This window comes from Nocardia sp. NPDC058114 (genome assembly GCF_042884695.1).
Lineage (GTDB): Bacteria > Actinomycetota > Actinomycetes > Mycobacteriales > Mycobacteriaceae > Nocardia.
Map to the genome: position 1 here is coordinate 172,678 of NZ_JBHVTK010000011.1, position 19,523 is coordinate 192,200.

The 19,523-nt window shown below is 68.8% G+C and carries 12 protein-coding genes; 6 read left to right on the forward strand and 6 right to left on the reverse strand.

The window, feature by feature from the left end; genetic code table 11:
• The first annotated feature begins 3 nt into the window (after positions 1-3).
• The 5 genes from ACFVVI_RS30670 (at position 4) to ACFVVI_RS30690 (ending at position 8,656) form a co-directional block, all read left to right on the forward strand.
• On the forward strand, positions 4-4,215 hold the full coding sequence (locus ACFVVI_RS30670) for a TIR domain-containing protein (RefSeq protein WP_387447860.1): 4,212 nt from the start codon (positions 4-6) through the stop codon (positions 4,213-4,215).
• A 3-nt stretch (positions 4,216-4,218) separates the two neighbouring features.
• Entirely contained in the window at positions 4,219-5,106 is an 888-nt protein-coding gene (locus tag ACFVVI_RS30675) for a DUF4231 domain-containing protein (RefSeq protein WP_387447862.1), read from the forward strand.
• 91 nt (positions 5,107-5,197) lie between these two features.
• Positions 5,198-6,826, forward strand: a complete 1,629-nt coding sequence (locus tag ACFVVI_RS30680) for a serine/threonine-protein kinase (RefSeq protein WP_378993954.1) — start codon at positions 5,198-5,200, stop codon at positions 6,824-6,826.
• Positions 6,827-6,943: 117 nt separating this feature from the next.
• Positions 6,944-7,321 (forward strand): amphi-Trp domain-containing protein, encoded by a 378-nt coding sequence (locus ACFVVI_RS30685; RefSeq protein ID WP_378993956.1) that lies wholly within the window; start codon positions 6,944-6,946, stop codon positions 7,319-7,321.
• 9 nt (positions 7,322-7,330) lie between these two features.
• Positions 7,331-8,656 (forward strand): diacylglycerol/lipid kinase family protein, encoded by a 1,326-nt coding sequence (locus tag ACFVVI_RS30690; RefSeq protein ID WP_378993958.1) that lies wholly within the window; start codon positions 7,331-7,333, stop codon positions 8,654-8,656.
• Here ACFVVI_RS30690 and ACFVVI_RS30695 read toward each other — a convergent pair.
• From ACFVVI_RS30695 to ACFVVI_RS30715, 5 genes are all read right to left on the reverse strand, one after another.
• Positions 8,651-9,796 carry a DUF2254 family protein gene (locus ACFVVI_RS30695; protein WP_378993960.1) on the reverse strand — a complete coding sequence of 382 codons (1,146 nt, stop codon included), beginning with the start codon at positions 9,794-9,796 and terminating at the stop codon, positions 8,651-8,653. The two genes, ACFVVI_RS30690 and ACFVVI_RS30695, sit on opposite strands and share 6 nt — an antisense overlap.
• 124 nt (positions 9,797-9,920) lie before the next feature.
• The gene (locus tag ACFVVI_RS30700) at positions 9,921-14,285 is read right to left on the reverse strand and encodes a type I polyketide synthase (RefSeq protein WP_387447865.1); all 4,365 of its coding nucleotides are present in this window, start codon (positions 14,283-14,285) and stop codon (positions 9,921-9,923) included.
• Positions 14,282-14,548 carry an acyl carrier protein gene (locus ACFVVI_RS30705; RefSeq protein ID WP_387447866.1) on the reverse strand — a complete coding sequence of 89 codons (267 nt, stop codon included), beginning with the start codon at positions 14,546-14,548 and terminating at the stop codon, positions 14,282-14,284. Before ACFVVI_RS30705 ends, ACFVVI_RS30700 begins: the two co-directional genes overlap by 4 nt.
• A gap of 11 nt (positions 14,549-14,559) precedes the next feature.
• Positions 14,560-16,227: a fatty acyl-AMP ligase gene (locus tag ACFVVI_RS30710; protein ID WP_387447868.1), complete on the reverse strand. Its 1,668-nt coding sequence runs from the start codon at positions 16,225-16,227 to the stop codon at positions 14,560-14,562.
• A 167-nt stretch (positions 16,228-16,394) separates the two neighbouring features.
• Positions 16,395-17,288: an NADP-dependent oxidoreductase gene (locus tag ACFVVI_RS30715; protein ID WP_387447870.1), complete on the reverse strand. Its 894-nt coding sequence runs from the start codon at positions 17,286-17,288 to the stop codon at positions 16,395-16,397.
• A gap of 86 nt (positions 17,289-17,374) precedes the next feature.
• On the opposite strand from ACFVVI_RS30715, the gene ACFVVI_RS30720 reads away from it, so the two are divergent.
• A complete protein-coding gene (locus tag ACFVVI_RS30720) occupies positions 17,375-17,962 on the forward strand; it encodes a TetR/AcrR family transcriptional regulator (RefSeq protein WP_387447872.1) in 588 nt (195 codons plus the stop codon).
• 59 nt (positions 17,963-18,021) lie between these two features.
• Here ACFVVI_RS30720 and ACFVVI_RS30725 read toward each other — a convergent pair whose 3' ends face one another.
• Entirely contained in the window at positions 18,022-19,404 is a 1,383-nt protein-coding gene (locus ACFVVI_RS30725; protein ID WP_387447874.1) for a styrene monooxygenase/indole monooxygenase family protein, read from the reverse strand.
• Between the last annotated feature and the right edge of the window lie 119 nt (positions 19,405-19,523).

The following is a 19,523-nucleotide window of genomic DNA, read 5'->3' on the forward strand; positions in this document are numbered from 1 at the left end:
GCCATGAAGGCCAGGCTGTTCCTCAGCCATTCGAGCCGGGACAGCCGCGAAGCGGTCGCACTGCGGGTCTGGCTGATCGAGGCGGAACCCGGTCTGGCGGGCGAGATCTTCCTCGATCTCGACCCGGACACCGGGATTCCGGCAGGCGTGCGCTGGAAGGACGCGTTGCGCCGGGCAGGCGACCGCTGCGAGGCGGTCATCTGTCTGCTGTCGGACAACTGGGACAGTTCTCATGAGTGCAAGGTCGAATACCGCCATGCCGAGTCCCTGAACAAGCCGATCTTCACGGTCCGGCTCGAACCGCTGACCGGGCGCGACATGACCAGCGAGTGGCAGCGCTGCGACCTGTTCGGGGACGGACCGAAGACCACGATCCTGGTGGACGGGGAGAAGGTCGAGTTCCTGACAGAGGGGTTGCAGCGACTACGTCACGGTCTGCGGGCGGCCGGTATCGGCGCCGACACCTTCGGCTGGCCACCGCCCGGCGACCCGGGACGCGCACCGTACCGCGGGTGGGAACCGCTCGAATCTGTCGATGCCGCAGTATATTTCGGTCGCGACGCGCAGATCGGGCGAGCGATGGACACCGTGCGCGGCCTGCGTGGCCTCGGTGGTGGCCACCTGTTCGTCGTCCTCGGTCCCTCCGGCGTCGGCAAGTCGTCGTTCGTGCGCGCCGGGTTGCTGCCTCGGCTGGCCCGCGACGACCGCCACTTCCGAACCATGGACATCGTGCGGCCGCACCGCAGGGCGCTCACCGGCGATGCCGGATTCGCGCGGTCGATTCACGCGTTGCGCGTCGGCGTCGGGCTGCGCCGGCCCTGCCTCACCGAGATCGAGGACGGCGTCCGCGACATCGAACAGGTGCGGGCCTGGCTGATCGAAGCACAGCAGGCCGCGCGCGATCGCGTTGTGGACTCCGGCGACGACCCGGCGCCGACGCTGATTCTGCCGATCGACCAGGCCGAGGAGCTGTTCGGCCCCGAGGCGGGGGAGCAGGCAGGCGTGCTGCTCACTCTCCTCGGCGGACTGCTCGACCGCGAGCGTGGGATCGCGATGATCGCGGTCGCCACTATCCGCTCGGACCGCTACGAGCCGCTCCAGACCGCACCCATGCTGGCGTCGGTCGCGGTGCGCCCGTTCGACGATCTGAAACCGATGCCGCAGGCCCAGTTCAAGGAGGTCATCGTCGGGCCCGCGCGGCGGGCGAGAGAAGCCGGCGCCGAGTTGTCGTTCGCCCCGGACCTGGTGGAACGTCTGCTCGACGACTGGTCCCGCGGCGCCGACACCCTGCCGCTGCTCTCGCTCACCCTCGCCCGGCTGTACCGGGACTATGGGGACGGGGAGATCACCCTCGCGCACTACGAATCCCTCGGTGGATTGCGGCGGGTGGTACAGCGGGAGGTCGACGAGCTCCTCGACGCCGATCCCGAGGTCCGGGCCGGGCAGTTGGCGATCCTGCGGCGGGCCTTCGTGCCGTGGCTGGCGACGATCAATTCCGGCAACGACCAGCCGATGCGCCGCCCGGCCCGCTGGTTCGATCTGCCGCCGGAGAGTCATCCACTGCTCGAGGAGTTCGTCGCACGCAGGCTGTTGGTCAAAGACGAGCGAGACGGCGCCGTTGTCGTCGAGGTCGCGTTGGAAAGCCTGCTGCGCCAATGGGATACCCTCGCCGACTGGCTGCGGGTGCAGGCCGGCGAGCTGGAGGCCGCCGACAACCTCGAGCGGGCCGCGCAGGCGTGGGAGCAGAACGGGCGGCGCGAGGAATGGCTGCTGTCGGGGTCACGGCTCACCGATGCCGAATCACTGGCCACCGCACCAGGATTCCGCGAGCGGCTCAACCCTGCCCGGGGATTGCTGCTGGCCTCACGGCAGGTCGAGGACGAGCGCATCGCCGAGGAACGTCGGCACCGGGAGGACGAGCTGCGGGCCGCCAGGGAACGCCAGCAGGCGGCGGAAACGTTGGCGGCCACGGAGAGCCGGGCGAAGGAGGACGCGCAGCGCAGCGCCAGGGCGTTGCACCGGCGGTCGCGGATTCTGCGGGCGGCGCTGGCGGTGACCATGGTGGCCGCGCTGGTCGCGGGTTTGCTGTGGGTGCGCGCGGATCGGGCGCAAGAACGTGCCGTCGCCGAGAGCCGTCGCGCGACAGCACTGGCATTGTCGGCGAACTCGCAACTCATGCTCTCGGGCCGGTGGCCGGGGAAGAGCGACGACATCCTGGGTATGCAGATGGCTATCGCCGCGTACCGTCTCGGCGAGGGGACCGGGCGGGAGTTCGCCCTGCTCAACGCGATCCACCAGCAGGGCAAAATCCGCAAGATCGCCGACATGGACGAGGCCGACGTCTCCAGCGTCACCTATAGCCCGAATGGGAAACAGATCGCTGCCACGCGTGGGAACGCGATCCAGCTCCTCGATGCCGCAACCTGGACCCCGATCGGCGCTCTGCTGTCCGGCCACGCGTCCGAAGTCACTCGCATCGCGTTCAGTCCGGACGGTGCCCGGCTGGTGTCCGCAGGTCGAGATCGAACTGTTCGGCTCTGGGATGTCGAGTCCCAGAAGCAGATCGGGGCCGAAATGCGCGGCCACACCGGTGTGGTCGTCGGCGTCGCGTTCAGCCCGGACGGCCACCACATCGTGTCGGCGAGCTTGGATGAATCCGTCCGGCTCTGGGATGCCGAGACGCATCAGCAGATCGGCGAGATGACCGGGCACACCACGCCGGTGACCTCGGTGACGTTCGGCAGGAACGGGTTGATCGCCTCGGGTGATGTCGGCGGCACCGTCCAACTGTGGGACGCTCGGTCCCAGCGGCCCTCGGGTGAACCGCTGACCGCGCATACCGGCAGTGCCGTGAACAGCCTTGCCTTCGACCGCGACGGTGACCGGCTGGTGGTCGCGGGATTCGATCTCCAGCAATGGGATACCAGGACCCGCCGCCCGATCGGGGAGCCGCTTCGCGGACACACCGCCGCGGTAGAACAAGTCGTCTACAGCGGCGACAGCACGCAGATCGCTTCGGCAGGCGATGACAAGACGATCCGGCTGTGGGATGCCGCGACGGGCAGGCCCATCGGAGAGCCACTGGAGGGACACGAGCTGGTGGTGTCCAGTGTCGCCTTCCACCCCGACTCCGGTCGAATCCTCTCCGGCAGTATGGATTCCACCGTCCGCGAGTGGGATGTGGGTGGCGGGCGAACCATCCACCACGGCGCGAGAGTGCTGGGCGCGGACGTGAGCCCGGACGGCAGGCATATCGTCTCCGGCGGTGCGAACGGCACCATTCGGCAGTGGGATACCGGCACCGGTGCGCAGGTCGGTCCCTTGCTCCGCGGCGACGAAGGCCTTTTCCAGCTCGCGGAGTACACAGCAGAAGGCACACAGCTGGAGGCCGCCGGGTTCAGCCCCGAATCCCTCACCTGGACCGAAATTCGGTTCTGGGATGCCGCATCGGGCGCTGCGGTCGGGTCGCCGATCCCGCTGCCGCCCGAAACGGCTGTTTTCGCACACGATCCTGGTCGGCGCAGGATCGTGATCGCCGGCGACGGAAAGGCCCAGATTCGAGACATGGCGAGTATGCGGCCGGTCGGACCGGAACTGCGCCACGACGACGGTTTCGTGCAGATGGTGTCGATCGACGACGCCGGACGGCGCGTCGCCACCGGCGCCACCGACTACGCGGTCCGGTTGTGGGACGCCGACACCGGCAATCCGGTCGGCGACCCGATGGTCGGGGACGGGTGGGTCAAGAGCACCAGCTTCAGCCCGGACGGCCGCCTGCTCGCCGTCGGTTACGAAGACAAGACGATTCGCATCTGGAACACCGATACCGGCCAGGAAATCGGCGAACCCATGGTGCAGGACGGCCCCGCCACCAGAGTCCAATTCTCTCGGGACGGCCGCACACTGGTCACCGTCGGTACCGACAACGTGTTGCGGCTGTGGGATGTGGGGACGCACCGCCAGATCGGACCCGCCCTGGTCGGTCACGGCGCTCTCGTCACCGCTGTCGATTTCCTGCCCGACGGTTCGGGGATCATCTCGGCGAGCATCGACGAGACCATCCGGATGTGGCCCGTGCCGACCGCCTCGCCCGAGCAACTGTGCGCCAAGATGACGCACAACATGAGCCGGGAGATGTGGCGGGGCCGGGTCTCCTCGGAGATCGGCTACATCGAGCTCTGCCCGGGACTTCCGATCGCCGGCGAGGAGGAGTAGCCGATGTCCGACGACGATCTCCTGAACACTCTCTGGCAGCGCCGAACTCGCTGGTCGGCCACCGCTACCCGGATGAAGCGCCGGTTGGATCGAGTGCGGCTCACCGTCCTGTTCCTCGGCAGCTGGGGTGCGATCGCCACGGCCTCGACCACGACGATCCTGCGCTCGGCCGGCACCACGACCCGCGTCGTGGCGCTGTCGGGTGCGGTGGCGCTGGCGGTGGCGACGTTCCTCACCGCCCAGTACCTCACCGCGGAATCGACCCGCCGCTGGACCCGGGCACGGGCCGTCTCCGAAGGCATCAAGCAGAGAATTCTCACCTTCCGCGCCATCGGCGACGCACAACAGACCGAGCGATTGCAGGCCGAGATCGAAGGCATCGAACAGGCCGCAGAGGACCTGCTGCCGCTGCTCGCGCCCGGCGACGATGCCGTCCAGGCGCCGCGATCGATGCGGCCCGACGAGTACGTCCGTGACCGGGTACGGGCCCAGATCGACGGCTACTACCTGCCGACGGCCCGCTGCTACGGCGCCCGCGCGACCAGGTTGCGCCGCGCGGCCGTCGGACTCGGCCTCGCGGCCACGATCGTCGCCGCGATCAACACCGGCGTCGGCGCGGAATCGTCGGGCCGGATCGCTCCGTGGGTCGCGGTCATGACCACGCTGAGCGGATCGTTGCTGGCCTACCTCGCGGGCAAGCGGTACGACTTCCTGGTGATGACCTATCTCGCCACCGCGGATCGCCTGCGACGGCGGCTCGATCGGTGGCGCGCCGACGGATCACCCACCGATCGGGTGCGGTGGGCGGAATTCGTCACGGACTGCGAGAACACCATCTCGCTGGAGAACGCGAGCTGGATGGCGAAATGGGGCGAGCGCGCGGAGACCTGAACCCGTGCAGCCGAATCCGAGTTGCGGCAGGGGTGGCCCGTGCCGGATAACCTGAGCGCAGTCACGTGGGTGGTCGTGCGAAGGAGTGGTGATGGAGTTCGGGCCGGAGGCGATCCTTGCGGGATACCGCATCGAGCGCAGGCTCGGTGGCGGGGGAATGGGGACGGTGTATCTGGCCCAGCATCCTCGGCTGCCGCGCCGCGACGCCGTGAAGGTGCTCGATGGGCGGCTCGCGGTGGAGCCGACGTTTCGGGCCCGGTTCGAGCGTGAGGCCGATCTGGCCGCGCGGCTGCGTCATCCGAATGTCGTGCAAATCTTCGATCGGGGCGTCGACGGCGATCGGTTGTGGATCGCGATGCAGTTCGTGGACGGGCTAGACGCGGCACAGCTGCTGCGCCAGGGGCTGTCGGTGCTCACGCCCCAGCGGGCGGTACGCATTGTCGCCGAGGCGGCGAAGGGACTGGACTACGCGCATCGGCAAGGCTTGCTGCATCGCGACATCAAACCGGCGAACCTGCTGATCGCCCGTGCCGACGACGGCACCGACGAGGTGATGGTCACCGACTTCGGGATCGCTCGGAGCATGGGGGAGACGACGAGTCTCACCTCCGCGGGATCGGTGCTCGGCACGCTCGCGTACGCGGCGCCCGAACAGCTCGAGGGGCAACCGCTGGATGTGCGCACCGACGTGTACGCCCTCGGCGGCACCCTCTACGAGCTGCTCACCGGGTTCGTGCCGTTCCAGCGGGAGAGTCCGGCCGCGTTGATCAGCGCGCATCTGATCGAGCCGCCGCCGCGTCCGTCGGCCGGACATCCGGGGCTGCCGCCTGCCCTGGACGGGGTGATCGCGCGGGCGATGGCGAAGAATCCGGACGACCGATACGCCAGCTGCGGTGAGCTCGCCGACGCGGCGATCTCCGCTCTCACCGGCGCGCCGGTGGTGGGGGAGACCGCTGTGCTGCAGCGGGATACGCCGCAGGCTCCTGGCAGGTCGCTGACCAGGAAAGTCCTGCTCGGTGTCGGTGGCGCGGCGGTGGTGGCCGCGGTGACCGCGTTCGCCGTGCTGACCGCCGCGAACAGGGGCGCTTCGGACGCGCCTGCCACGACGCAGACCGCGCGAATCGGCGCCGTCCCGAACAGCCCGAAGGCGGCGGCGGTCCTGCGCCCCTGGCTCGACGATGTCCTCGCCGGTGACATGAGCGCCCTGATCCGCAAGTGCTGGACCCAGTCGCCCGCCGAGATCCCCGGGATGTACGGCGATGTCGAGCAGATCGCCGATGCGGTGCGCCGACCCGGCAGCCTGGGCCAGTTCGGACCGTATTGGCAGAACGACGCGCTACAGGTCAGCCTGCGCCCCAGCGAGTTACGGTCCGTGTACGGCTGCCCGATCGTCAGTGACCGATCGTCGACCGGGCTCACCGAGGAGCAGGCTCGCTACACCGTCGAGCGCTATCTGAGCCGGGTGGTCGGCGACCCCGTGAACCCGGCCGACGTGGAACCGGACTACCCACTGCTGTGCAACGGCACCCAGCCGGGCACCGCCCTGTCCGGGGTGCGGCGATTCGAGGACAAGGCACTCACGGTCCGCAGCTCGACAGGCACCGTCGTCACCATCAACGCGCCGGTGAGCAGTGCGGACGGTGCGACATCAGCGGTCGAGCTCACCCTCGAGCACGCCGCGAACGGCTACTGCATCTCCCGCCTGGACCGTGCAGGCTGAGCTGGGGTTTCGAAAGCCCGGCGGCAGGTGCAGCTCATCCGAAAAGGGTGATCCGTCCAGCTCGCCGCAGTGGCTACGGTGGAGGAACGTCCACACTGAATCCAGTCAGGAGTTGCCGTGCCGAAGTTGGAGATCAAGAGGAAAACAGAGCTCTCCCGCACAGAGGTAGGCGAGCGGCTCATCATGATCGGACGGGCCCTCGCCCACGGCTCCGAAGTGGAACTGAAGACCGGTGACGACTCGATCGAGATCGTCGTCGCCGACCGCCTCCAGTGGGAATTCGAGATCGAAGTCGACGGCGACGAGACCGAAATCGAAATCGAGATCAAGTGGCACGACGATCCCGCCGCCGAGACGAGGTCCGACGCGAAACCGGCCCCGGCCCCGGCTCCGAAACCGGCGCCGAAACCGAGACCGGCCACGAAATCGGCGTCGAAACCGGCACCGGCCAAGGCAGTGCGCCGTCCCCGGTCGCGCAAGACCACCGCCAAGTGAACCGCCTCCATGAACTCGCCGGACACTGCCGGTAGCCGCGCTCGACGCTGGTGGGCGCGACTGGCGTTCGTCGCCGCTGCCGCCGCTGTGGTGGTGCCCGTGCTCGCCGCCGGGGTGTTCGGCGCGTTGGCGTTGCTGATCGTCGGCACCGGCGGCGTCGTGGTCGCTGTGGCGGCGCTCTACTCGTTCATCACCCGGTTCGGCATCCTGCGGTGGATCGCACTGGGGGTGGCGCTGCTCGCGCCGGTCGTCGTGGTGGTGTCATTCGTGCGGGCGAATCTGCTGTGGGTGGTCCTGGTGTGGGGTGCGCTCGCGCTGGTGACCCTCGGCGCCGCCCGCGCCGCCCTGCGCGGCAGCGGTTCGGACGCGAAGATGCCGGAATTTCCGGTCCCACCTCCGCAGCGCCCCTTCCTGATCATGAATCCGCGCTCCGGTGGCGGGAAGGTGACGAAGTTCGACCTGGTGCGCAAAGCGGAAGAACTCGGTGCCCGCGTGGCGTTGCTCGAAGGACCCGAGGAAATCGACGTCACCGCACTGGCTCACCAGGCAGTCGCGGAGGGCGCCGATCTGCTCGGGGTCGCCGGCGGCGACGGGACCCAGGCCCTCGTCGCGGCTGTGGCGGTCGAACACGATCTGCCGTTCCTGGTGATCAGCGCCGGCACCCGCAATCACTTCGCCATGGATCTCGGGCTCGATCGCGCGGATCCCACCCGGTCACTCGACGCCCTGCGCGACGGTGTGGAGTTGCGCGTCGATCTGGGCACCGTGAACGGACGGCCCTTCGTCAACAACGCCTCGTTCGGGGTCTACGCGGAGATCGTGCGCAGTCCGGAATATCGCGACGACAAGACCGCGACGGTGCTGGCGCTGCTTCCCGACCTGCTCACTGGACACAGCGGCCCGAAACTGGTCGCCCGGATCGGTGCGATGGCGGTGGAGGGACCACAGGCGATCCTGGTGAGCAACAACCCGTACGGCAGCAATGATCTAGCGGGCCTGAGCCGTCGTATTCGCCTCGATCGCGGTGTTCTCGGCGCGGTCACGCTGTCGGTCACCAGCACCAGGGAAGCGGTCGGTCTGCTGCGCCGAACCCGACTTCGCGGCCTGTCGCAGGAGACAGCGATCGAGTTGATCGTCGACGCCGACGCCCCCGAGATCCCGGCAGGCATAGACGGCGAATCCCTGTTGCTCGCTACACCCGTCCGGTGCACCATCCAGCCGGGGGCGCTGCGCGTGCTGGTACCCAGAACCAGACCGGGAGTGCGTCCCGCCGCCGCGGCCTTCGACTGGGCACGACTGTGGCAGACGGCGCGCTGGGCTCGTCCGAGCTCATAGCTGGGCCAGCTGGTCGTCGAGCCGGGCCAGCCATCTGTCGAGCAGTTCGACATGCTCGGGGGTCGCCCGGTCGCGTACTCGACGCAGGGAGTCTCGCAGACCTGTGACGACCATCGGTGAGCGGGCGGCGAAGGCGATGTCGTCGACCCCGGTCCGGACGAATTCCTCCCATCCCGGCAGATGAACGACCAGCCTGTCGACACCCGCGTTGTCGGTGACCCGCAGCGGTTCGAGACGTGCTTCGGCCACCCATCCGAGAAGATCCTCCAACTCGTCGATGGCCTGTACGGCAGTCGCCGGATCGTTCACCGCGCTGGACAACGCGCGCAGCGCGATATCGGCCAGCAGCCGAAGCGCGAGCAGCGGGTCCTGCTCGAAGGTTCGTTCGGTGCCGACGACGAGACCGCCCAGCACAGCGTCTTCCGGCAGTTCGCCGCCGTGCACATCTGCCACGTGACAGCCGTGATGCAGTGTGGCGCCAGGATTCTCACGTAAGACGATGGTCACGTTCGCGGCCGTCGCGGCGTCGATCAGGTCGGCCGTCTCGACCCGTTGCAGCACTGCGGGCGGCTGCTTCCAGACAACCGTCGTCCGCACGGGCGGCAGCTGTGGCGAGTCGAGGCGGGGTGCGGCGTACAGGGCGGTGAGCACCGTCCGCCCGTGATCGGCGATCGTACTGAGCGCGGGCACCAACTGAATGGCGGCGAAGGCCCGCAACAGCAATGCCCGCAACAGCACGAGCAGCACGAACAGCGCCAGCATCGCGAGGACCGGCACGACCGCCGAAACCTCGGGACTTCTGCCGATGGCGAGGGCCGCGGTCACACAGAACACGACCAACCCGAGGGCGAACCCGAAGGTCCGCCAGATGAAGGGGTCGTCGCGGAACAGCATCAACCGTGGCGTGAACGTGGACATCACCCACTGCACCACCAGGAAAAGCAGCGAGAAGATCAAGGCCACCGCACCGAGCAGGCCGATTCCGATCGAGAGCAGCGCGTCGGTCACCGGGGCGCTCGGCGCGCGTGGTCCCCAGGCGATCCTCGGGGCGGCCAGGCCCGCGCCGAGCCCGGCGAGCATGAAGACGAGCTGGGCCAGACCGGCTCGCAGGCGGCGTGGGCGTGCTGTCCGGGCGGGCATTCGCCGATGGTCACACATCGGCCGTGAGCTCGGCTCACCCGAAAAGGATGACTCCTCGCGACAGTGGCCCGGTGCGTCGGTGGCGGGGCGAGAGGGGGTCGACTGGGCCGGCTGACCGCCAGGGCTAGTGGTCGACGAGGTCGTCGGCGGAAATCCGGGCGAGTTCTTCGGCGAGGGCGGCGACGGTGTCGCGGATCTGGTCTTCGGTGTGGCAGGAGGTGACGAAGAAGCGGAGCCGGGCCAGGTCTTCCGGCACGGCGGGATAGATGATCGGGTTGACGTTGATCGCGCGATGCAGCAGCGCGGTGGACAGTTTCAGCGTCTTCATCGAGTCGCCGACGATGCACGGGATGATCGGAGTGTTGTGGCTGTCGCCGGTGTTGATGCCCGCCTCGCGGGCGAGGCGAAGGAACAGTTCGGCATTGTGTCGAAGGCGGTCGAGCGGCGTGTGGTCGGTCCGTAGCAACCGCATCGCGGCCAAGGACGCGGCCGCGTTCATCGGTGTCATGCCGACGCTGTAGACGAAGCCCGGAGTGGTGTATTTCAGGAATTGGACCAGCTCCGCGCTGCCTGCCACATAGCCACCGCAGCCCGCGAGCGCCTTCGACATCGTGCCGGACCACAGCTCGACATCACGGCGGTCGACATCGAAGTATTCGCCGATGCCACCGCCGTTCTCGCCGAGTACGCCGACGCTGTGCGCCTCGTCGATCATCAGCAGGGCCCGGTGCTTCTTCTTGATCTCGATGATCGCGGGCAGATCGGGGATGTCACCGTCCTGGCTGTAGACGCCTTCGATGAGGATGAGGACCCGGCGGTACTGGTGCCGGATCTCGGTCAGCAACGCGTCGAGGGCGGCGTGGTCGTTGTGCGGGAACGGTCTGCGGGTGGCACCGGAGAGTCGGCAGCCCTGCAGGATGGAGTCGTGCGCCAGGCTGTCGTGGATCACCAGATCCTCGGGGCCGACCAGATGGCCGATGATCGTCACGTTCGTCGAATGACCGCCCACCAGTGCGATCGCGTCCTCGGTACCGAGCAGGGCGGCCAGTTCGGCCTCGAGTTCACGATGGATCGGCTTCTCGCCGGAGAGCAGCCGGCTGGCCGAGACCGAACTGCCGTAGCGGGCCACGGCGTCTTGCACGGCGGCGACGACGGCGGGGTGACCCGACATCCCCAGATAGTTGTAGCTGGAGAAGTTGACCACCTGGGTGCCACCGATGAACGAGGTGTCTCGGGTGACGCCGTCGTTGATCAGGAAGTAGGGGTTGGCCAGGCCCAGTGCTTCGCCGCCCGCGAGCCGATCGGTGATGGCTCGCACCTCGGCGAAGTCGGAGACCCGGTATTCGGGGGCGACGCCTGCCTGCCTGGCTTCGGCTGCGGTGGAGGTGGTTTCGGATGTCTCGACCGACGTGTTCGGCGCGGCAGGGGAATCGGTGCGTCGACCGGTGAAGTGGGCGATGACATCGCCGAGCGTCGTTGTCCCCGTGACCAGGGCCGGGTCGACGGTCGTGCCGGGGATCTTGCGGGTCAGACCGGTGAACAGGTCGGTGAGCATGAGCGAGTCGAAGCCCAGGCTGTCGCCGAGTGTTCGGCTGTCCGCCAGCCGGTCGGCGGGAAATCCGCTCACCCTGGCCACCTCCGCGCGGACGATCGCGGCGGCGTCCGGGGCGTGATCGTGGCGCACGGAGCCGGAGCCGGTGTCGAGGGGTGTGCCGGGTGCCTGGCCGGGCGCCGCCAGCAGGCCCGCCAGTACCGCGTTCTGTTCACGGAAGAGCGCGATCAGTGAGTCCATCGTCGTTTCCTCGGTAGGTGCGGAGTGGGGTGTGGGTGCCGATGCGCCGACGTCGCCGACGGTGGGTGGCTCCACCCAGAACCGGTGCGCGCCAGAGAACTCGTACACCGGCAGGCGGTGACGGACGCGCTGCGCGGGTTCGTAGAGTTCGTTCCACACGGGGTCGAGACCGTCGCGGTAGAGCGCGGCGACGGTGGCGGCGAGGTCGTCGCCGGTCGCGCCGGGGCCGGGACTCGGGGACAGGCAGCGTGCACCGAGCCCGGGATCGATCCTGCGCACCGCCGCGGCGAGTACGCGCCGGGGGCCGACCTCGATGATGTGCGTCGGGTCGGTGCCGAGCGCGGCGTGGACGGCGTCGCCGAAACGGACTGTGGCGCGGACGTGTTCGGTCCAGTACTCGGCGTCCATCACCTCCTCGGGATCGAGCAGCCTGCCGTGCACGGTCGAGTAGATCGGCAGTGCGGCGGCGCGGTAGGCGCAGGTACTGGCGATGGTGTCGAATTCGGCGAGCATCGGCGCCATCAGCGGACTGTGGAACGCGTGCGACACGGTGAGTGGTTTCGCGATCACCGACCGGGTGCGCAGCGCCGAGGCGATACGGTGCAGCGCCTCGGCGTCGCCGGAGAGGACGAGATCCTCCGGGCCGTTGACGGCGGCGACCACCACGGCGGGTTCGTCGGTGAGCAGGTCGGCGATCCGCTCGGTGGCGGCGCGTACGGCCAGCATCGCGCCACCGGTCGGCAGTCGTTGCATCAGCCGTCCCCGTGCGGTGACCAGCTTGCAGGCGTCGTCGAGATCGAAGACACCCGCCACCGCCGCGGCCGCGAATTCGCCGATGCTGTGCCCGATCAGCCAGGCCGGTCGGATGCCGAGGTCGGCGAGCGTCTTGGCGATGGCGTATTCCATGGCGAAGATCGCCGGTTGCGCGAGGGCGGTGGGATCGAGGTCGGCGTGTTCGTCGAGCAGCAGGTCTCGGACCGATCGGCCGAGGTGGGCGGCCATGGCGGTGTCGACGAGTTCGAGTGCGCGCCGGAACCCCGGGCTCGTCTCGTGCAGAGCTCGACCCATACCGCGGAATTGCGAGCCCTGACCGGTGAACATCCAGCCGGCGCGCACCGGCTGCGCGAGACCGTGCCGCCGGCTCACGTCTTCGCCTGTGCCGTCAACGGGGTGCAACTGCGCGATTGCCTCGTCGCGGTGGTGGGCGACGACGGCGAGCCGGTGCCGACCCGACGACTTGACCTGATTGCTCGTCCAGCAGAACTGGGCGAAGTGGTCCTCCGTGACCGATGTCAACGCCTCCGACATCCGGATCGCGTTGCGCCGCAGTCCATCCTCGCTGTCCGACGAGAGGGTGATCACCCTCGCTCCGGCTGCTCCAGGTGCCCCGGACACTGCCGACGCGGCGGGAACCTGGGATGTCACGGGCGATGCGGTGGCGCTCGCCAACACCATGTGCACATTCGTACCGCCGAGCCCGAAGCTGCTCACCCCACCGTGCGCGGGTCCGTCGAGCGGCATCGGATCGTCGAGCAGGCGCAGGCCGTGCCGGGCCATCTGCAGGCGCGGATTCTCCTGGTCGGCGAACCTGGACGGCGGAACCACCCCGTGGTGCAGGCTGAGGACGGCTTTGATGAGCCCGGCCACGCCCGCGGCCCCCTCGGTGTGGCCGAGGTTGCCCTTGATCGACCCGATCCCGCAGGGCCGCGCCCGGTTGCTCCCGTGCAGCTTGCCGAGCGCCTTGACCTCGATCATGTCGCCGAGAACCGTTCCGGTGCCGTGTGCCTCGATGAAGTCGATGTCGTCGGGCCGCACGCCCGCTCGCCGGTAGGCTTCGCCGATCACCTTCTGTTGCGCCCATCGGTTCGGCGCGGTGATGCCGTTGCTGCGCCCGTCGGAGTTGACGGCGCTGCCTTTGATCACCGCGTAGATCGGCAGCCCCGCGGCCTCGGCATCCGCCAGGCGGCGCAGGACGAGCACCGCCACGCCTTCACCGCGCACGATCCCGTCGGCGTTGCCGCTGAACGGTTTACACCGCGCGTCCGGCGCCGACAGACCCGCCTGGGTGTAGAACACGCCGACGGCCGGGGTCAGCACGAGATTGACGCCCCCCGCGACGGCTTGGTCGCAATCGCCCGCTGCCAGGGCATTGCACGCGAGGTGGACCGCGACCAGCGACGACGAGCATGCCGTGTCGACCGCGATGCTCGGCCCTTCCAGGTCGAACTGGTAGGACAGCCGGTTCGCGGTCATGAAGTATCCGTTGCCGGATCCGTGCTGCGGCGTGATCGCGGCGTAGTCGCTCATCTGCAGATTGGCCCACTCGTTGGCCATCACGCCGACATAGACCCCGGTCCGTGAGCCAGCCTGCGCCCGGGGGTCGAGCGCGGCGTCCTCGAAGGCTCGCCAGGTGGCCTGCAACAGCAGTCGTTGTTGCGGGTCCATCGATTCGGCCTCGTGTGCGGTGATGCCGAAGAATTCGGCGTCGAACGCGTCGGCGTCGTCGATGAATCCGCCGCTGCGGGTGTTGATGGTGCCGGGTGCGCCGGCCGGGTCGTGGAAGTCGTCGGCGTTCCAGCGGCTCGACGGGACGTCGGAGATCGCGTCGCGGCCGTCGATCAGCAACTGCCACAACCGCGCCGGGTCGGCGGCGTGCGGGAAACGGCAGTCGAGGCCGACGACAGCGATATCGGTCATGCCGCGACGGCGATTTCGGCGGTGAGGTAGGTGGCGATGGCCGCGATGGTGGGGTATTCGAAGACCAGGGTCGGGTCGATGTCGAGCATCCACCGGTCTTCGATCTCGCCGCACAGGGCCACTGCCGACACCGAGTCCATGCCGAGTTCGGCGAGCGGGATCGTCGGGTCCACCTGGTGCGGTGCGCGTGCGGTGTAGTCGGCGACGCGCTCGATGAGCCAGTCCTGGGTTGTCGTGGAGTGAGTGGTGATGGTGGCGAACATGTTTCGGCTCCTCAGTGGGTCGCGGTCGAGGATCGGCTCAGGGCCGGTTCGAGGTCTTCGTGCAGGACGGTCGAGATGCTGTTGTCGACGAAGGCCTCGCGCATCGAGGCCCGTTGGACTTTGCCGCTGGTGGTGCGGTGCACGGAGCGGCTCTCGATGAGGACGACGCTCGGTGCGGGGACATCGAAACCGCGGGCGACCGCGATCTTGATCGTCGAGGTCAGCTCGGCGAGGGTGGTACCGCGCAGCAGCGCTGTCTTGATGCCCTGCACGACGACGAGTCGTTCCCGGCCACCTGCTTCGACGGAGACGGCCACGCCGGTGGTGAGCGCGGGATGCAACTCCTCCACCAGTTCCTCGACATCCTGCGGGTAGAGGTTGCGGCCGTTGATGATGAGCAGGTCCTTGAGCCGCCCGGTGACGAAAAGTTCGCCGTCGCGCAGCATTCCGAGGTCGCCGGTGCGCAGGAAGGGTCCTTCGTCGCCGAGATACGCGTCGAAGGTGTGCCTGGTCTCCTCGGGCCGATTCCAATAGCCGGCTGCCACGCTGTCGCTGCGAACCCAGATCTCGCCGACGGTGTCGTCGACGGCCTGCTGGCCGGTGTGCGGGTCGACGACGCGGACGGTGAGACCGCGCGCCGGTTGTCCGCAACCCACCAGCAGGCTATCGGGTCCGTCGGTGACGACTGGCGGTGCGTCGACCGGGCCCGCCGTGACGAGCAGCGTCGCCTCGGCCAGACCGTAGGCGGGCAGCAGCGCGGTCGGTCGCCACCCCGCGGGTGCGAACCGTTCGCGCATCGCGGTGATGGTGCGTTCGCGGACCGGCTCGGCGCCGCACAACGCCACCTCGAGGGTGGACAGGTCGAGGGTGGCCAATTGCTCGTCGGTGACGCGCTTGGTGATCAGTTCATAGGCGAAGTTCGGGGCGGCGGTGCAGGTGGCGCGGTACTTGTCGATCGCCTGTAGCCAGCGCACGGGGCGTTTGAGGAAGGTGGTGGGCGACATGAACACCAGGTTCGCGCCGGCGTAGATCGAGGCGAGCAGCGAGCCGATCAGGCCCATGTCGTGAAATTGCGGGATCCAGGTGACGCCGGTCGAGGTGTCGTCGCTCCCGATCGCGGCGGCGATCGCGGCTTCGTTGTGCAGGAGGTTGCCGTGGGTGACGACGACACCCTTCGGTGTGCCGGTCGAGCCGGACGTGTACTGCAGGAACGCGATGGTCCCGGTGTCGATGTCGGGCAGGCGCCACGCGTCGGGGTCACCGAGCTGTTCGTCGGTGGCCACCACGGCCGCGGTGGTGGCCGCGGCGACCATCGGCTGGAAGTTGGCGGTGGTCAGAACCAGGCGGGCGCCGGAGTCGGCGATGATGCCCGCTACGCGCCGCGTGCTGCGCTCGTCGTGCGGCAGGGGCGCGGGCACCGCGATGACGCCCGCGTAGAGGCAGCCGAGGAAGGCCCGCAGGAAAGCCATGCCGTCGTGGTAGAGCAGAACGACGGGTTCGGTCGATTCCGGGCGATCGGCCAGCCACGCGGCGAGCGCCCTGGCATCGCGATCGAGATCGCGGTAGGTGACGACCTCCTCGACGAGCTCGCGCCCCGCCTCACGCAGGTAGATGTAGGAGCGGGTCTCGCCGTAGACGCGAACCTGCTGCCTGACGTGGTGCACGTAGCTGGGCTGCATGTGGCCTTTCCTTCACCGGGGAGAAAGTCATAGGGACTGACTATGACTATCCGCTCTCTGTGCCGGTCCGGATAGTGCCCGCAGGTATCACCCGGCGAACCCGGGGGTGGCCGCTGTCCACCCCTGGGTGTGGGCCGCCGTGGCCTCGCCGCGATCGCGCGCACGACTCAGATGACGATGACCCGGCGTCCGCGTGAGTGACCGGCCTGGCTGTCGACGTGCGCCGCGGCGGCGTCGGACAGCGAGTACGACTTCTCGACCGGGATACGCAGTGTGCCCTGCGAGATGAGGGCGGCGGCCTCGGCGAGCGCATCCGGCACGCTCCCTGCCACGCCGGAGAATCGGACCCCGAGGGCGGGTGCACCGAGATCGGCGATGGTGAGCACCCGCTGTGGATCCCCGGTCAGCTCGACGAGCTCGCCGATCACCCCCGAGCCCGCCAGATCGAGGGCCGCGTCGATCGGCCCGAACCGGCGCACCCGCTCGACCCAACCCTCGCCGTACGTCGTGGGGAGGGCGCCGAGGCTCCGGAGATAGTCCTGGTTCGCGGCCCCCGCGGTGCCGATCACCGTGATGCCACGCTCGCGCGCGATCTGCAGCACCGCCGATCCGACACCCCCCGACGCGCCGCTGACCAGCAATGTCTGCCCGGCCCGCACACCGACCTCGCCGATGACGCGCAGCGCGGTCTCCACCACGGAGGGGTACCCAGCGGCTTCCTCGAACGTCAGGCCCGCCGGCATGCGGGCCCAGGCCGTCAGCACGGCGAACTCGGCATAGGTGCTCGAGCCTTCGCCGAACACCGGGTCGCCGACCTCGACTCCGTCGACGCCCGCGCCGACCTCGTCCACCACCCCGGCCGCGTCCAGCCCGACACCGGCGGGCAAGGCGATCGGATGCGCCCCGAGGATCTGGCCTTCGCGCAGCCGCCAGTCGACAGGGTTGACGCCCGCCGCGCGCACCGCGATGCGAATCCGGCTGGGGCCCGCGTGGGGCTCCTCGGCATCGATGAGTTGCAGGACGTCGGGACCGCCGAACTCGGCGAAGCTCACTTTCCTCATGCCTCGAACGTAACACTAACGGTTAGTGTTTTGAAACAGATTTGAATTCATAACTGATACATATTCCTAACTGGTAGCCTCCTGGCATGACCGTGCCGACCGGACGTCGTGAGCGCAAGAAGGCCGCGACCCGCCAGAAGATCGCCGATACCGCCCTGCGGCTCTTCCTGGAACGCGGGTACGACGAGGTGGGCATCCGCGAAGTCGCCGCTGAGGCCGACGTTGCCGTCACGACACTGTTCGCCCACTTCGCCGCCAAAGAGGCCCTGGTGTTCGAGCGGGATGAGGACTTCGAACAGGGACTCGTGCGGGCGGTCACCGACCGGGCGGCCGACGAACCGCTCATCCCCGCGCTGCGGCGCGAAATCCATGCCATGGTGCGACATTGCTCGGCGGACGGCGCCGCCCCGATCTGGCACATGATCGACGAATCCCCCGCGTTGCGCAGGTACGGGGAGTCGATGCGGGTGCGCCATGCGCAGGCGCTGGCAGCGGCCGTCGCCGCCGATCCCGCGTTGGCGCGGACCACGACGGAGAGCGCGGCGATCGCGAGGTTCGTGATCGACGCCTACTCGCTGGGCCGGGAGGCCGCCGATCCGGAAGCCGCGGTGGACGAGATCTTCCGGATGATCGAGGCGGCCTGGGAGTGCACCGGCCCCGGGGCTTCGGTATAGCCGGCGGGACGAACCGGAGCGGGCGGCCGCTGGTGTCTGCGGCCGCCCGGATCCACCTCTTACCCGACGGCGGCCGGGGCGAACGTCGAGCGTTCGAAGCGGCCCGCGGGGGCGAACTCCGCCAGCAATTCGGCCGCGTCCGTGCCGGTGACCTCGGTGATGTAGGCGGCGGCGTCGGCGGGGGAGTCGATCGGCAGGAACGGCTGCGGACGGTGCAGCAGGCCGACCAATGCCGAAGCGAACTTCGGGTTCACGGCGGCCGTGGCGAAGAACTGGCCGCCGATGTCGCCGAATTCGGGGTCGCTGAGGAACAGGCGGGTCACCTTGGCTGCGGCGTCGCTGCGGGCAGCGAGGAACGTGGCGTACTGGTCGGTGATCCACTGTTCGTCGAACGGTCCGTCGTGTACGGCGGCGGCCGCGACCAGGCGCTGCGCCTGGATCAGCCCGCTCTGCGCGCCTTGGCCCGCGACCGGGTCGTAGGCGACCGCGGTGTCACCTAGGGCGGCGACCGGATGGCCGCCCGCGGTGTGTCCCACCCCGGCCCGCACGACCGGCCGGACCGCGCCCTTGAGCCAGGAGTGCGGGTCCTCGGCAATCACCTGGGTGGCCTGCACTTCCGGCAGGTCCCAGTCGATGTAGTCGCGGTAGAGATCCTTCACGATCTGCAGCGCCGATTCGGCGGAATCGGCTGCGGCGAAACGGGTTTCCCAGTCGCTGCCGGGTCGGGCCCAGCCCAGGAACGCCCAGCTCGGACCCGCGTCCTTGTGCAGGTACGGACCCCACCACGCCTCGCCCTGCTCGGCGAGAATGGAGAACAGGCTGTGCGCCCCGCCTGCCGGGCTGCGGTGCGCGAAGACGCCAGGGTCGAAGTCCAGGCCGGTCACGGTGACTGTGAGCAGCGAGCGCTGCGGCTTGTCGTAGACAGTGCGTTCCTCGTCGATCGGGAACAGGTCGGCCAGCCCGCCGCGGCCGGTGGCGACCAGGGTGAGGTCGTTGGCGGCGGCGATGGCGTCGAGGGATTCAGGGGTGACCGGTTCGACGACGAAATCGCCGCCGCGTTCGAGGAAGGCCGTGAGGCGCTCATCGGCCTTGAGCCGGGTGTCGACGGCGACGCCGACATAACCGTCGAAGGTGCCGTCGAGGGCGATCAGTTCGGCGTTCTCGGGTCCGGCGATGCGCACGCTGAGCCCGGTGTGGCGGGGCGCGCGCCCGGTGTAGCTGTCGAGCCCGAGCGCCGCCTCGGCCTGTTGGGTCTCGCCGAATTCGAGGGCGGTGCCGGTGGCGGGGACGTCGTCACGGAGTGAGCGTTGATCTCGGTCGCTGTAGAGGGTCACGGTGAAACCGGCGTCGAGAAGACCTAGCGCCGCAGTGACGCCGGTTTGGCCGGCGCCGATTACCGCGGCCGAACGAGGGGAACGGGAAACGGGTGTCTGCGATGTCATACCGGAATGGTGCGCTCACCTTCGCCCGATGATGAGTGTTGCGATCAGCGGGAATCGATCCGAATACCTTGCACCCCAGCGGATATAGCTATGGGGCACGCCGATCGGCGCCAGGCCGA

Bases quoted from the DNA above. Each gene is read 5' to 3' on its own strand.
- ACFVVI_RS30695 (WP_378993960.1), bottom strand. From the start codon at position 9,796: ATGCCCGCCCGGACAGCACGCCCACGCCGCCTGCGAGCCGGTCTGGCC.
- ACFVVI_RS30715 (WP_387447870.1), bottom strand. From the start codon at position 17,288: ATGAGGAAAGTGAGCTTCGCCGAGTTCGGCGGTCCCGACGTCCTGCAA.
- ACFVVI_RS30690 (WP_378993958.1), top strand. From the start codon at position 7,331: ATGAACTCGCCGGACACTGCCGGTAGCCGCGCTCGACGCTGGTGGGCG.
- ACFVVI_RS30680 (WP_378993954.1), top strand. From the start codon at position 5,198: ATGGAGTTCGGGCCGGAGGCGATCCTTGCGGGATACCGCATCGAGCGC.
- ACFVVI_RS30725 (WP_387447874.1), bottom strand. From the start codon at position 19,404: ATGACATCGCAGACACCCGTTTCCCGTTCCCCTCGTTCGGCCGCGGTA.
- ACFVVI_RS30710 (WP_387447868.1), bottom strand. From the start codon at position 16,227: ATGCAGCCCAGCTACGTGCACCACGTCAGGCAGCAGGTTCGCGTCTAC.
- ACFVVI_RS30675 (WP_387447862.1), top strand. From the start codon at position 4,219: ATGTCCGACGACGATCTCCTGAACACTCTCTGGCAGCGCCGAACTCGC.
- ACFVVI_RS30670 (WP_387447860.1), top strand. From the start codon at position 4: ATGAAGGCCAGGCTGTTCCTCAGCCATTCGAGCCGGGACAGCCGCGAA.
- ACFVVI_RS30720 (WP_387447872.1), top strand. From the start codon at position 17,375: ATGACCGTGCCGACCGGACGTCGTGAGCGCAAGAAGGCCGCGACCCGC.
- ACFVVI_RS30705 (WP_387447866.1), bottom strand. From the start codon at position 14,548: ATGTTCGCCACCATCACCACTCACTCCACGACAACCCAGGACTGGCTC.
- ACFVVI_RS30700 (WP_387447865.1), bottom strand. From the start codon at position 14,285: ATGACCGATATCGCTGTCGTCGGCCTCGACTGCCGTTTCCCGCACGCC.